The sequence below is a fragment of the Mesorhizobium yinganensis genome (genome assembly GCF_040081985.1).
Classification (GTDB): domain Bacteria; phylum Pseudomonadota; class Alphaproteobacteria; order Rhizobiales; family Rhizobiaceae; genus Kumtagia; species Kumtagia yinganensis.
The window spans coordinates 1-12,955 of record NZ_JBEBMH010000003.1 but is presented as its reverse complement, the minus strand read 5'-3'; the positions used below and the strand labels follow the sequence as shown (position 1 = coordinate 12,955).

Sequence of the window (12,955 nt, the reverse complement as noted above, 5' to 3'; positions counted from 1 at the left end):
GGGTGCGTCAGCGCATCGCCGGATTTCACCCCGTGATTTTTCGGCAGGTGATTGAAATCGCGTCACCTTCCCAGGTTGACGCGGCGCATGGCAAAGAGACGGGGGCCGAAAAGATTGACGCAAAGCCCTGCGATCACAAGGCTGGACGCCGCGAGCTTCCAGCCTTGCAGCGGTTCGCCGAGCAGCACCGCCGAGCCTAAAAATCCGAACACCGGAACCAGCAGGGTGAACGGCGCCACCGTGGACACCGGATAGAGGCCGAGCAGCCGGCTCCACGCGGCGAAGCAGAAAAGCGTCGACAGATAAACGATATAGGCGATTGCGCCGGCCGAGACCCAGTCGAGGCCGGTGAAACTCGACACGAAATTTTCCGGGTCCAGCACCATCGCGACAACGGCCAGCGGCGGCAGCGCGAACAGGCTCCCCCACACCACCAGGCCAAGCACGTTAACCGTCGAGGATTTTTGGGAAATCCGCTTCGACACGATGTTGCCGCCGCCCCACGATGCCGCCGCCGCGATCAGCAGCATCAGCCCCGCCAGGGTCACGTCGCCGCCGACATTCGCCGCCACCAGGCCGACGCCGCCAAAGGCCAGAACCGCGCCGCCCATCTGCCAGGCCGTCGGCCGTTCGCCGAGCAGGATCACCGACAACCCAATCGTGAAGAACACATGCAACTGCAGCACCAGCGACGACAGGCCGGCGCTCATGCCGAGCTTCATTCCCGTGAACAGGAAGCCGAATTGCATGGCGAACATCAGCAATCCATAGGCTGCGAGCAACCTGAAGGGCACATCCGGACGCTTGATGAAGAACACCCACGGGAATGCCGCGAGCGCGAACCGCGCGACGCCCAGCGCCAGAGGCGACATCTGCAGCAGCCCCAGTTTGATGATCGCGAAATTGACGCCCCAGATCATCACGATGGTAAGCGCGAGCAGGAGATGACGGAGTTGCACGGTAAGGGACTTTCGCTGAAACGGTTCGGCCGGTTCGATGAAGGCCAGTCTGCGGCGGAAACGCGGCGCTGGACTGCGCCACGGAATGCACGGAGTTTGGCACACGATTTGGGCTGCCGGCCGCTGTTCCGACCCCGAGCTATCATATGCGTCGCGAGACTTCCCAAGTCCCTGTGGCCGAACATTGCAATCGCCTGTGTTTCCATCGCGCCGGGGACAGGCTACAGGTCGGCAAAACACTGTAAGGGGAGGCTGCCTTGATCACCGTCGTCGGCTCGATCAATCTCGATCTCATCGCCAATGTCGAGCGCCTGCCGGCTGCTGGCGAGACGGTGCCCGGTTCGACCTTCCGCACCGCGCCGGGCGGCAAGGGCGCCAACCAGGCACTCGCGGCGGCTCGCGCCGGCGGCAAGGTGCGCATGGTCGGCGCTGTCGGCAAGGACGCCTTCGCCACCGAGGCGCTGGCCCTGCTCAGGGAAGGCGGGGTCGATCTTTCCGGGGTGCGCGAAGCCGCCGCCGCGACCGGTGTGGCTTTGATCTTCGTCGATCGCCACGGCGAGAATGTCATTGTCGTGGTCGCCGGCGCGAACGGCACGGTGCTGCCGGGAGATCTGGCCAAGGCCGATTTCCGCAAGGGCGATGTGGTGCTTCTTCAGCACGAAGTACCTCTGGAGACCGTCGAAACCGCCCTCGACAGTGCCCGCAAGGCGGGCGCGCGATCGATCCTCAACACGGCCCCGTTCCGGCCAGAGGCCGCGCATCTGCTGGCCCAGGCCGATCATGTCGTCGCCAACGAAACGGAGTTCGACCTCTATGCCGACGCGCTCGGCCTTGCCGGCGACGATCGCGAGAGCCGAATGCGTGCCTTCGCCGCCGAGACCGGCCGGATTGTCGTCGTCACGTTGGGTGGCGATGGTGTCGTCGCCGTCGAGGCCAACCGGGTGCTGCGCGTTCCCGCCCTGTCGGTGACGCCTGTCGATACGGTCGGCGCCGGCGACACGTTCTGCGGCTATCTGGCCGCCGGCCTGTCCGAAGGGCTGCCGCTGGAACGGGCATTGGCTCGCGCCGCCGCCGCCGGTTCGCTGGCCTGCACCAAGCACGGCGCCCAGCCTTCGATCCCGTCGCGCAGCGAGGTCGATGCGGCGCTGAAGACTGCTTAGCGCTCCTTCACGATCCGTTTGGTGATCGCCTCGGCCTTGTCGATGGCGTTCATGAAGCAGCCGCGCAGGTCGGCCCGCATTCCGGTGAACCACAGGCCGGGCAGGTTCGGATCGTTCTGCCCGCCATTGAACCGCGGCCTGCCGCGTCCGTCGAGCACGCCGAGATGTCCGACCATGGCCTCCAGTCCCGTGCGATAGCCGGTCGCGGCGATCACCACATCCGGTTCGACCGACCGGCCATCTTCCAGAACGACCTTCGTACAGTCGAAACCCTTGATCTCCGGCACCGCCTTGACACGCCCGGCTTTCATCGCCGCCATCGCACCGTCGTCGCTGGCGATGGCCACGCTGTCGACGGTAAGCCGCGTGGCCGGCCCCCCCGCCGATTTGGGGAGGCCGAGGCCGCTCAGGTCGCCGAATGTCAGGCGCTGCACGGTCGAGACGATCAGGTCGGCCAGCGCCAGCGGCAGCCGCGCCAGCATCGGCGAAATCTTGTGCACGGCGATGTTGAACACACGCTTCGGCAGCACCGCCAGCGCATGCCGCGCCGACAGCCAGATCGGCCCGGTCTCGACCCGGACCAGATGGTTCAGCACGTCGATGCCGGAATTGCCGGCGCCCGCCACCAGCACGCTCTGGCCGCGATAGAAGGCCGCTTCGCCGAAATCCGCCGAATGCACGATCCGGCCCGTAAACCCGTCGCTGCCCGGCCAGTCGGGGATGAAGGGAAGCTTGTCCCTGCCCGTCGCGACAATCACGTGCCGGGCCCGGTACGTGCGCTCGCCGGCCTTGATCTGCCAGCGGTCGCCGGCCCGGTCGATCCGTTCCACGGTCGCGGAATAGTCGATCGGCAATTTGTGCAGCCGGGCGAAATCCTCGAACAGCGAAATCACCTTCGCGCGGGCGGGAAAGGCGGGCGTGCCCGCCGGATATCCGACCCCGGGCAAAACCGACAGGTCGCGATGCGAATTCAGCGTCAGGTGCTTGTGCCGCCGCCGCCAGGGTCCGCCGAGTTGTGCCTCACTCTCGGCAAGCCGCACGCCGATGCCGGCCCTGGCCAGCGCCTGCGTCACGGCCAGTCCGGCCGCGCCGCCGCCGATCACCAAAACCTCCGTCTCGATCATGCCACGCTCCGGCCGTTGCCGCGCCGGTGATCGGGCGGAAGCGCGGCCCTGTCAAGCCGCCCGCCTGTCCGTTCATGGTGAGGTGCGACATCACGCCCCGCGCGTCCGCGTGCCGCTTTGACCGTGCTGGCGTCAGGACATACTCTACATTGTAGGAACCAGCCGGGGGCACGCCTTATGGACCCGCTCATTCTATCGCGCATGCAGTTTGGCGCGAACATCTCGTTCCATATCCTGTTCCCGACCATCAGCATTGCGCTCGGCTGGGTGCTGCTGTTCTTCAAGCTGCGCTACAACGCTACCTCCGACGCGGCGTGGATGCGCGCCTATTTTACCTGGGTAAAAGTGTTCGCGCTGACCTTCGCCATGGGCGTCGTCTCCGGCGTCACCATGAGCTTCCAGTTCGGCACCAACTGGCCGGGCTACATGGAAAAGGTCGGCAACATCGCCGGGCCGCTGCTTGCCTATGAGGTGCTGACCGCCTTCTTCCTGGAAGCCGTATTCCTGGGCATCATGCTGTTCGGCTTCCGCCGCGTTTCCAACAAGGTGCACACGGCGGCGACCGTGCTGGTCGCCTTCGGCACGACCATGTCGGCCTTCTGGATTCTCGCGCTGAATTCCTGGATGCAGACGCCGGCCGGGTTCGAGATCCGCGACGGCGTGGCTCATGCGACCGACTGGTGGGCGGTGATTTTCAACCCGTCCTTCCCTTACCGGCTGACCCACATGCTGCTCGCCTCGGGGCTCACCGTCTCGTTCCTCGTCGCCGGGCTCTCGGCGCTACGATATCTGGCTGGCGACCGCTCGGAATCGATGTGGAAGGCGCTACGCACCGGCGCCTTCCTCGGCGCGATCCTCATCCCGGTCCAGATCTTCGTCGGCGACCAGCACGGGTTGAACACGCTGGAACATCAGCCGCAAAAAATCGCGGCCATGGAGGCCAACTGGCAGACCCGCGCCAACGTGCCGCTGGTGCTGTTCGCTTGGCCTGACGAGGCGTTGCGCGAAAACCTGTTCGAAGTGGCAATCCCCGACGGCGCCAGCCTGATCCTGCGCCACAGTCCCGACGGCGTCGTTCCCGGCCTCAACGATTATGTCGGCAACCATCCGCCGGTGCTGCCGCTGTTCTGGGGCTTTCGCATCATGGTCGGCGTCGGCGTGTTGATGCTCGCCGTCTCGTGGACGGCCACCTATTTTCTCGGGCGCCGCCACACACTGCCGAAACCGCTCGCCATGTTGATGGTGCCGATGGCGTTTTCCGGCTGGGTCGCGACGCTGGCCGGCTGGTACGTGACCGAGATCGGCCGCCAGCCCTGGCTGGTCACCGGCGTGTTGAAGACCGCCGATGCGGTCGGGCCAGTGGCAGGCAGCCATGTCGCCTTGACGCTGACCGTCTATCTTCTGCTCTACGCTTTTCTCCTTATGGCTTACATCGCGACGCTGGTGCATCTGGCGCTGAAGGCGGCAAAGGAAGGCGACAAATCGCCCTTGCCGGCAGTGCTCGACAAGCCGGCCGCGCAGCCGATGGCGGGGTGAGCGCATGCGGGCGCAGCATGATTGCACCGTTGCGAGAACATCTCTAAATTCCTAGATTAGGTAAAATAGCTAATTTAGGTAGGAGGTGGCCGTGCCGAGCTTCACGCTTACGGAACTTAACAATCGATCGGGAGAGGTTGTCGAGGCCGCGTATGAGGGCCCGGTGGACATCACCAGCCGTGGCAAACGCAGATTCGTCATCATGACCGCCGCCCATTATGATCGCCTGAAAGGCAAGAGCGCGCAGCGCGCGCATCATGTCGACCATTTGAGTGAAGAGGAGCGTCGGGATTTCCTTGCCGCCATGGATGCCGTCGCGGCGGACGCGGAAGCAATGGATGGTTGACCTGTTGCATGGACAGGTCGTTCTTTACTCCTACCTGTGGTGGCGGGAGCATCTGCGCGGCGAGGAGACCGGACGTAAGGCACGGCCGTGTTGCGTGATGGTCGTCATTTCGCAACGAAACGGCGGCAGACGCGCCATTCTGTTTCCGATCACGTCCTCGCCACTCGGTAGGGATACCACCGCCGTCGCTGTGCCGGATACGGAAGCACGACGCGCCAAGCTCTATACGCCTGCTTGGGTCGTAGTCGAAGAATTCAACAGCGACGATCCCGAAAACTCGTTGGCGTTGGACGATGCCGAACCGCTCGGCGTGTTCTCGCGGAAATTCATCGGACGGATCGCAGCCGAGGCGGCGAAAGCCGCGCGCGCGAAAGGAATTCGCGCAATCCCTCGCGGTTAGGAGATTAGCATGACCCTCGACTGGCCGACCCTCCTTCCGCTGATCTTCGCCGGCCTGATGGGCCTGTCGATCCTCATCTATGTCGTGCTCGACGGTTTCGACCTCGGCATCGGCATCCTGTTCTCGCTGGCCGGCGACGACGAGCAGGACCGCATGATCGCCGCGATCGGTCCGTTCTGGGACGCCAACGAGACCTGGCTGGTGCTGGCGGTCGGCTTGCTGCTGGTCGCCTTCCCGATGGCGCATGGCGTCATCCTCACGGCGCTCTATCTGCCCGTCTTCGTGCTGCTGGTGGGCTTGATCCTGCGCGGCGTCGCCTTCGATTTCCGCGCAAAAGTGCCGACGCACCGAAAGCACCGCTGGAACCGCATCTTCTTCCTGGGTTCGCTCACCGCCTCGCTGGCGCAGGGTTTTATGCTCGGCGTCTATGTGCTCGGCCTCCAGACCGGCCCGGCGGCGATGCTTTTTGGCGCACAGGTGGCGCTCTGCCTCGCCGCCGCCTACGCCGCGATGGGCGCGGCCTGGCTGATCTACAAGACCGACGGCGCCTTGCAGAAAAAGGCGGTGCTGTGGCTGCGCTCGGCGCTGGTGTTCACCGCCCTCGGGATGGCCGCCGTTTCGCTCGCCACTCCGCTCGCCAGCCCTCGCATTTTCGACAAATGGTTCGTGTTTCCGGACCTGCTGTGGCTCTCGCCGCTGCCGATCCTCTCCGGCATCCTTTTCCTGTGGCTCTGGTGGCAGACGTTCCATCTGCCGAAACCCGGCGACCGCCACGCCATCCTGCCGTTCCTGTCGCTGGCAGCGATCTTCACGCTTGGCTTCGCCGGCCTCGCCTGGTCGTTCTATCCCTTCGTCGTGCCGGACCGTCTCACCATCTGGCAGGCGGCGTCGGCGCCGGAGGCCTTGGGCATCATCCTGGCCGGTGTGGCTTTCGTGCTGCCGGTCATCCTCGGTTATTCCGTCTATGCCTACCGCGTCTTCGGCGGCAAGGCGGACGATTTGAGGTATGATTGATAGCGGAAATGGATAGCGCCGGTCGAAATGGTGTTGGACGCGGCGTCGTGGCAATGACGAGGCGACGACGCAGCAGCCAATATTGTTACTGGGGCGATTGCTGAGGAAACTACTTGTTGCCAAGGCGTCGGGCAGGCAGTTGCCTGTCCGACGCCCTTGGCTCAGCAGACCGTGTTGTCGCAGGCCAGCAGGCACAGCGACCTTGCAGGTTCCGGCAATGCCTGGCAGCCGATGCGGCAAATGTCGCAGGCGATGCCGGAAGGATTCACACCTGCCGAAAGGTCGCGCGACCGGTTGTACCCGCGCGCCACCGGACGGGCTTGGTTTGGGAACTTCATGGTTTTCTCTCCTTGATCGACCGGCCCGGGACGCTCGGTCCGCAACGTAGGCGCTGTGTTGGAGCGCCACCATGGTCGCATCGCTCCCGCGGCGGTGCGATCGAGTTCTCAGGCGGAAGCGGCACAAATTAAGGTCGGGCGCCTGGCCCGGGGCGCTTCAGCCAGCCGCGTTCACACCCGCTGTCGCGCCATCAGCACTGGCCGATATTGGGCACGCAGACGCCGGCACAGCCGCCGCCAAACGGCAGGCATGCGCCGACGCAGCACCTGCCTGCCCCGCAGCAATCGGAAGCGGCGATCTTGGACGATTCGTCGCGGCCCTGGCTAAGGCCTCGTGCGACGGGTCTGGCTTGTGTCGGGAACTTCATCTCAGTCTCCTCTCGGTCGACCGGCCCGGGACGCCCGGTCTGATGAAATCGTCTCGTGCGAGACGGTTCGTGGCATCGTCCCCGCGCCGATGCGCAACTTTTGCTAGACGCAGTCGATACACCCCGCGGCGCCGATGCCTGCGAGACATTGAGCGCAGGCCGCTCCGAAGCTGCCGACGCAAACGGCGCCGCATGCGAGCAGCGCTGTGCCGCAAGCTATCTTCTTGAAGATGTCGCAGCCGGATGGGTCGATGCCGTTCGAGGTCGGGTGTGTGGCCGCACCACGCGCGACCGGCCGCGATTGGAGGGGAAGTCGCATTTCGGTTCTCCTTGTTGATCAAAACGGGCGGGTCATCCTTAGAGTGAACACAACGCCGCGCAGACCCTGGCGCAGACGCCGGGCGGCAGGCCCGCTTGCTGACACGCATGCAGACAGTTGGCACATAGCGCCGGGGATGCCGATTGGAGGCGCGCCCGCCACGGCGAGGAACTCACGCCGCGTATGACCGGCGCCATCTGGCGCGGCAGGTTTGACCGAGCGGTGGACGCCGCTGTCGCAGCGGCGGACTGTCGTCGGCCTTGTCGGCGCGGTTTCTTGGCCTGCGCTGCCTTGGCCGCCATCACACCCTCCGCGTCCAGCTACGGACTGTGCCGACGGTCACCGGAACGACATCGCTGACGTCGACAGTGAACCGGTAGATGCGGCTCGCCACGTTGGTGTTGTTCGGGTTGAAGAACGAAATCTCGACGTCGTAGCATTCGGAATCCGGCCGGCAGACGGGGCTCTTCTTGACGGCGATGCGGTCCAGGTCGAGATTGTTTTCGGTGGTCGCGCGGATCACATCGGCGACCTGTACCGCGTTCGTGGCGGAATAGTTGAGGGCGCGCTCCTCGCCCGTCAGCCCGAGGTTGCGCAGGTCGTAGTAGACTCGGTCAAGATAGTTGCTCAGTCCGGCCGAGAAGCGGTCGAACACGTCTTGCGCGTTTGCCGCCTCGGCGGCTGCGCCGGCGATTTGTTTGACCAGCGGTTCCGTGGCCCAACTGTAGATGCCGCGAATGGCAGGCACGATGATCGGAACGACCTGGCCCGACTGCAGCCGCGTCGAGCCGCCGATGACCCCCGGCACCGAGACCAGATCGGCGCGGTCCTGTCCATTTGACTGTTGCGCGGCCAGCGCCTCGCGCAGCTTCTTGTAGCCGACATCGGCATAGGCGCCGACCGGCTGGATGGCATAGATCGGCGTGGCGTCCAGATTAAGCGTCCAGATCACCGCCGGCGCATCTTCAGGATCGGTTTCGAGGTGGGCCAGCCACTGGTCCGGCAGCATGGGATTGTTGTCGGCGCCATGCATGGTCTGCACGAGCGAGTCGCGACGTGCCTCGGAACCGAAATCGTAGCCGAGCTGGCCGAGCGCGTAGACCAACTGCGGCTTCTTCGCCTCGCCGCCCTTGCCGCCGCAACTGCATCCGCCTTCTCCGCCGTTCTTGTCCTTTCCGCCGCAGCCACAGCCGCAGTCCGATGGGGTAATGCGGCCTGCCTCTCCGGACGGGTTGGTCTGTGAGGCTGCGACGTTACCGTCTTCGCCCGAGGGGCGGACGCCATCGCCCGACGCTCTGGCGGAGAGCGCAGCGTAGGAGGCTGTCCCAGCAAGAGCCGCGGGAGCCGGTATCGTTTCGGAATGCGTCCAGGACGACGCATCGTTCAGGTTCGGCATGTCGATGTCTTCGTTCATGGTGTCTCCCCCTGTGATGGCTTTAACGGTGTCTGCGATGTTCAGGCGGCCGGCGAGCACTTTGCGGCAATCGTCGGATGTGCCGGGAATGCAGGGCAGCGCGTGTTTCAGCAGCGCCGTCCGGATGGCGTGCGGATCGGGCGGCCGACCGCGTGTCAGTTGCAACCCGGCCAGCAGGCCGGCCAGACCGGCGACGAATGGCGTGGCGAAGCTCGTCCCGCTGCGGCGCACGGTGCCGCCGCCGGGCGCGGCGCCCAAAACGTCCACGCCCGGCGCGAGGATGCCCTGGTGCCGGTAGGCTGGTCCCCAGTTGCTGGATTCGAGCGGCATGCCCTCCGCGTCCATCGCACCTACCGCCAGCACCGAGGGCGCCGCGGCCGGCACATGCAGGCAGGCGCAGCCGTCATTGCCGGCCGCGGCCACGATCAGCACATTGCGCCGCGCGCAGGTCTCGATGGCGTTTGCCAGAAGCGGATCGGGCTCTGCCGATGACGCCAACTGCCCGCCGCTGATGTTGATGATGTGGGCGCCGTGCTCCATCGCCAGCAGGATGGCGCGGGCGAGGTCGAGCTGCGAGCAGGCGAGCTCCTCGCCCTGGCCGGAGAAGATCGGGACGATCAGGCCGCTGCACCGAGGCGCTATGCCTTCGACCGTGCTACCCGGCTGGCCGAAGATGATGCTCGCGACGTGAGTGCCGTGCGCCAGCGCGGTGCCTGCGCCGCTATTGCCCGCCTGTGTTTCGACGACCCCGAGCCGCGCGCCTGCGAAGCACGGATGCGCAAGATCGACCGGCCCGTCGAGGACTGCGATCCGGATGCGCTCGTCGCCACCGCCCAACTGTGCGGTATCCTGCCAAGCGATTCCTCCAGACCCCCTCATTGCGCCACCCCTGGGCAAGACGAGACGATGCAACCCGTGATCGCATCGTCCGCCTTCCCCAAAGGAATGTCAATCTAAAATTGTGAGATTTACTTATAACACTTATAGATTGTATGGCGTCGAGTTAGTTATTGAGCAGTGTATCGCCAGATGACCGACCGGCTTTTCGCCTTGTCTGAGAAGCCGGCGGCTGGGGTGCCGATGCCTTCAGTCCCTGCGATAAAGGCGGTCCGGCCCCCGCGACAACCCGATGTCGCGCAGCGTGTGATCGTCGAGCTCATCGAACTCGGTGTGGTGATGCCGGGCGATCCTCGGACGCCGTGGCGAAAACAGCAGGCCGAACAGGCCCGCCAGGCCGCCCGTCGCACGGGTGGCTTGATGTTGCGTGGTCATGTCAAAATCCTTTCCCGCGACGGTGTTGATGTTCCCGCCCCGGTGGTGTCTGGCCGGTGGGCCGCCCGTGGCGGCTCCGGTGGTGTGGTGATCAGCCGATATAGGCCCGCGGGGTCAGGCGACCCGTGTTTCAAACGGCACGCAAGCCTCGCAGATGGCGGCGAGGTGCCGGTGGTCGGTGCCGCAGCAGCCACCGAGGATGCGCATGCCGGGAAAATCGCGGCGCAGATCATTGTAGCGGCGGCCAAGGTCGATTGGGTCGCCGGCGTCGAGCGTATCGGATTCATCGAGTTCCTGATGGCTCCTGGCCGAGGCGTTGGCGCGCACGCCGCGCACGCGCTCGATCCAGCTTTCGCCGGCGGCCAGCGCCTGCGTGAAATGCGTGGGGTGCGCGCAGTTGATCATGTAATAGGCCGGCGAACCTCCGGTTGCATCGTCCACCGCCTTGACCGCGTCGCCCAGCGCCATGCCGGTGACCAGCTTGCCGTCCGTCTCGACGGTGAAGGAGATCACGCAGGGCATGCCGGCCTTCTTCGCCGCCTGCGCGATGCCGATCGCCTCGTTGGCGGTGTTCATGGTGAAGGCCGTGACCATGTCGGTCGCGGTTCCGGCCAGCGTCTCGATCTGCGTGGCGTGATAGCTCTCCGCTTCGTCCGCCTCCATGCGGCCGGCCTTATAGCCGTCGCCGCGCGGCCCGATCGCCGCGCTGATCACGCAGGGCATGGCCGGCGTCTCCCACGCGTCCCGCAACTCCTCGAGCAATTGGACCGAGGCCCTGTTGATCCGCTTCAAGTCCTCGGCATCGTGGCCGATCTTGGCCGCCCAGTCGGGATTTGCCCGCCACGTCGCGCTTTCCAACAGGAAACCCACATTGCGATTGGCCGCGATCCCGAGATAATGCTCGTAATAGCGCTTCAGCCGTGCGCGTCCCTCTTCCGTCTCCAGAAGCACGTAGGACGCGAAATGCGGCAGCTCCACACCATCCAGGAAGATGAGCTGTGTTTCCATTCCGCCGTCGCTCAAGAACAGTCCGCCCTTGAGCTGCGGCAGGTCATGCCGATATTTTGACATCATCGTCTCCATTCCGGGTCTATGGCTTCCGGCGCAGAATGCGTTGCGGTCCGCCTTGGAAGATGCTGCTTTTTGCCCTATGGCGAGGCTCGAAACTAGAAATCTCATGGTTCGGATTTGGCGTGGTGCCGACAAATCCATACAAATCAAGAGGTTGACTATTTCTGTGGTTTTTTGACCGGCTTTTGTGGTATTGCGCCTTACTGAAAACTGTACCGCTGGTGCACTGAATTCGAGGAAAGGTGACATGGGCAAGGGTGCGGAGACACGCGTTCGAATCCTCGAGATCGCCGAAGCGTCGGTGCTCGCAAAGGGGTTCGAGGCGACGTCCATCGACGAGATCATCTGCGAGGCCGGCATCACCAAGAGCGGCTTCTTCTATCATTTCCATGACAAGAACGAGCTGGCGCGCGAGATGGTACGCCGCTTCATCGACGAGAACAATGCGCTGTTCGACGACCTGTTCGGCCGCGGAAAGCAGCTTTCCGACGACCCGCTGCAGGCGTTCATGATCGGCCTGAAACTGCTTGCCGAGACGCTGGCCGAAGTGAAGGCGAAACACCCCGGCTGCCTGATCGCCTCGGTCTGTTACCAGGAGCGGCTGTTCGACCGCGAGGTGGTCGAGATGATCCGCAAGGTGACGATCGACTGGAACGCCCGCTTTCAAGGCTATCTGGAAGAAATCGCGGAAGTCTATCCGATCCGCAACGGCATCGAACTGTCCGACATGGCGGATGCCCTCTGCTGCATCGTCGACGGCGGCATCCTGATGGCCAAGATCTTGGGTGACAGCTCAAGGCTGGAGCGTCAGGTCATGACCTATCGCAGTTTTGTGCGCATGGCCTTCTCATCCGCCGCGCCGATTGCCCAGCCTCTACGGTTGGTGGCTTCAGCATAACGGATATTCGATAAAGCATATTGACTCACGTCGCCGCATTCCAGCGAAACCGTAAAGGCTTCGTCGACTGAGATTCGTTAAATTGAGGTCGTGAATCGCTAAGGATGTTACCATCCGTCGTGGAGCCGATGATGTTTTTTTGGGCGCAGTTCTCATGGCGGTTGGTCAAGTATGCCTACGCTCATGCCGAACGGCCGTTGCTTTATAGGAGGTTGCCAGAACGACGCTACCGACAGCGGTCGGTTTGCCTGCCCCCTCGGATCCAAGAGTTGTTCGACCGGCACAGAACGCGCCATGATCGTCTGGAAGATGTTAGCGTTGAGCTCGATATCCGACCATGTTGGCCAGCGCGAGCTGGTGAAGATGCGCTGGGGCATGCCGGCGTCTTCATTTGCCGAACAGCGCCCTGATTGCATGCGGGCCTTCGTGATGAGCGTCGGATCGGAATTATCGGAAACGTCGCGCAGCTCCTCAACCTATGCGGCCTCATTGGCGGAGAGGCCAATCGTGAAGAGTCCCTCAAATAGTGACAGCAAAGTTCCTAGGTCTCGTGGACAAAGGGTAACCAAAGCTTGGCTGCTGCGATGGCGACGAAGCCAAGGTAGGATTCCTTTGTCTTGTCGTATCTGGTGGCGACGCGGCGCCAGTTCTTGAGCTTGTTGAACAGCCGCTCGACCAGGTTTCGCCACTTGTATTTCTCAGCATCGTATGGCGCGGGGTCCTTGCGGTTGCGCTT

At 64.0% G+C, this 12,955-nt stretch carries 13 protein-coding genes and 1 pseudogene; 6 read left to right on the top strand and 8 right to left on the bottom strand.

Going from position 1 to position 12,955, the window contains the following annotated elements; all coding sequences use genetic code 11:
• Positions 1-62: 62 nt before the first annotated feature.
• Complete coding sequence (locus ABMA59_RS07265) at positions 63-959, bottom strand: EamA family transporter (RefSeq protein ID WP_349004669.1); 897 nt, start codon at positions 957-959, stop codon at positions 63-65.
• Between the two features lie 257 nt (positions 960-1,216).
• Between ABMA59_RS07265 and ABMA59_RS07260 the strand changes: the two genes are divergently transcribed.
• On the top strand, positions 1,217-2,119 hold the full coding sequence (locus tag ABMA59_RS07260; RefSeq protein ID WP_349004668.1) for a ribokinase: 903 nt from the start codon (positions 1,217-1,219) through the stop codon (positions 2,117-2,119).
• Here ABMA59_RS07260 and ABMA59_RS07255 read toward each other — a convergent pair.
• A complete protein-coding gene (locus ABMA59_RS07255) occupies positions 2,116-3,243 on the bottom strand; it encodes a flavin-containing monooxygenase (protein ID WP_349004667.1) in 1,128 nt (375 codons plus the stop codon). The genes ABMA59_RS07260 and ABMA59_RS07255 overlap by 4 nt on opposite strands.
• 177 nt (positions 3,244-3,420) lie before the next feature.
• Between ABMA59_RS07255 and ABMA59_RS07250 the strand changes: the two genes are divergently transcribed.
• From ABMA59_RS07250 to ABMA59_RS07235, 4 genes are all read left to right on the top strand, one after another.
• Positions 3,421-4,779, top strand: a complete 1,359-nt coding sequence (locus tag ABMA59_RS07250) for a cytochrome ubiquinol oxidase subunit I (protein WP_349004666.1) — start codon at positions 3,421-3,423, stop codon at positions 4,777-4,779.
• A 91-nt stretch (positions 4,780-4,870) separates the two neighbouring features.
• Positions 4,871-5,125 (top strand): type II toxin-antitoxin system Phd/YefM family antitoxin, encoded by a 255-nt coding sequence (locus tag ABMA59_RS07245; RefSeq protein ID WP_349004665.1) that lies wholly within the window; start codon positions 4,871-4,873, stop codon positions 5,123-5,125.
• Positions 5,118-5,525 (top strand): hypothetical protein, encoded by a 408-nt coding sequence (locus tag ABMA59_RS07240; RefSeq protein ID WP_349004664.1) that lies wholly within the window; start codon positions 5,118-5,120, stop codon positions 5,523-5,525. The genes ABMA59_RS07245 and ABMA59_RS07240 overlap by 8 nt, the downstream gene beginning before the upstream one ends.
• Before the next feature lie 9 nt (positions 5,526-5,534).
• The gene (locus ABMA59_RS07235; RefSeq protein WP_349004663.1) at positions 5,535-6,539 is read left to right on the top strand and encodes a cytochrome d ubiquinol oxidase subunit II; all 1,005 of its coding nucleotides are present in this window, start codon (positions 5,535-5,537) and stop codon (positions 6,537-6,539) included.
• A 161-nt stretch (positions 6,540-6,700) separates the two neighbouring features.
• Here ABMA59_RS07235 and ABMA59_RS07230 read toward each other — a convergent pair whose 3' ends face one another.
• The 5 genes from ABMA59_RS07230 to ABMA59_RS07210 form a co-directional block, all read right to left on the bottom strand.
• Positions 6,701-6,877: a hypothetical protein gene (locus ABMA59_RS07230; RefSeq protein ID WP_349004662.1), complete on the bottom strand. Its 177-nt coding sequence runs from the start codon at positions 6,875-6,877 to the stop codon at positions 6,701-6,703.
• A gap of 471 nt (positions 6,878-7,348) precedes the next feature.
• Positions 7,349-7,564 (bottom strand): hypothetical protein, encoded by a 216-nt coding sequence (locus ABMA59_RS07225; protein WP_349004661.1) that lies wholly within the window; start codon positions 7,562-7,564, stop codon positions 7,349-7,351.
• A 301-nt stretch (positions 7,565-7,865) separates the two neighbouring features.
• On the bottom strand, positions 7,866-9,815 hold the full coding sequence (locus ABMA59_RS07220; RefSeq protein ID WP_349004660.1) for a PatA/PatG family cyanobactin maturation protease: 1,950 nt from the start codon (positions 9,813-9,815) through the stop codon (positions 7,866-7,868).
• A gap of 249 nt (positions 9,816-10,064) precedes the next feature.
• Positions 10,065-10,250 carry a YjiS-like domain-containing protein gene (locus ABMA59_RS07215; protein ID WP_349004659.1) on the bottom strand — a complete coding sequence of 62 codons (186 nt, stop codon included), beginning with the start codon at positions 10,248-10,250 and terminating at the stop codon, positions 10,065-10,067.
• A 114-nt stretch (positions 10,251-10,364) separates the two neighbouring features.
• Positions 10,365-11,321 (bottom strand): homocysteine S-methyltransferase family protein, encoded by a 957-nt coding sequence (locus ABMA59_RS07210; protein ID WP_349004658.1) that lies wholly within the window; start codon positions 11,319-11,321, stop codon positions 10,365-10,367.
• A 247-nt stretch (positions 11,322-11,568) separates the two neighbouring features.
• Here ABMA59_RS07210 and ABMA59_RS07205 point away from each other — a divergent pair, with 247 nt between their 5' ends.
• Positions 11,569-12,219 carry a TetR/AcrR family transcriptional regulator gene (locus ABMA59_RS07205; RefSeq protein WP_349004657.1) on the top strand — a complete coding sequence of 217 codons (651 nt, stop codon included), beginning with the start codon at positions 11,569-11,571 and terminating at the stop codon, positions 12,217-12,219.
• A gap of 541 nt (positions 12,220-12,760) precedes the next feature.
• Here ABMA59_RS07205 and ABMA59_RS07200 read toward each other — a convergent pair.
• Positions 12,761-12,955: pseudogene (locus tag ABMA59_RS07200) on the bottom strand (IS5 family transposase); the annotation flags it as partial.

Bases quoted from the DNA above. Each gene is read 5' to 3' on its own strand.
- ABMA59_RS07210 (WP_349004658.1), bottom strand. From the start codon at position 11,321: ATGTCAAAATATCGGCATGACCTGCCGCAGCTCAAGGGCGGACTGTTC.
- ABMA59_RS07250 (WP_349004666.1), top strand. From the start codon at position 3,421: ATGGACCCGCTCATTCTATCGCGCATGCAGTTTGGCGCGAACATCTCG.
- ABMA59_RS07240 (WP_349004664.1), top strand. From the start codon at position 5,118: ATGGTTGACCTGTTGCATGGACAGGTCGTTCTTTACTCCTACCTGTGG.
- ABMA59_RS07215 (WP_349004659.1), bottom strand. From the start codon at position 10,250: ATGACCACGCAACATCAAGCCACCCGTGCGACGGGCGGCCTGGCGGGC.
- ABMA59_RS07205 (WP_349004657.1), top strand. From the start codon at position 11,569: ATGGGCAAGGGTGCGGAGACACGCGTTCGAATCCTCGAGATCGCCGAA.
- ABMA59_RS07225 (WP_349004661.1), bottom strand. From the start codon at position 7,564: ATGCGACTTCCCCTCCAATCGCGGCCGGTCGCGCGTGGTGCGGCCACA.
- ABMA59_RS07230 (WP_349004662.1), bottom strand. From the start codon at position 6,877: ATGAAGTTCCCAAACCAAGCCCGTCCGGTGGCGCGCGGGTACAACCGG.
- ABMA59_RS07255 (WP_349004667.1), bottom strand. From the start codon at position 3,243: ATGATCGAGACGGAGGTTTTGGTGATCGGCGGCGGCGCGGCCGGACTG.
- ABMA59_RS07235 (WP_349004663.1), top strand. From the start codon at position 5,535: ATGACCCTCGACTGGCCGACCCTCCTTCCGCTGATCTTCGCCGGCCTG.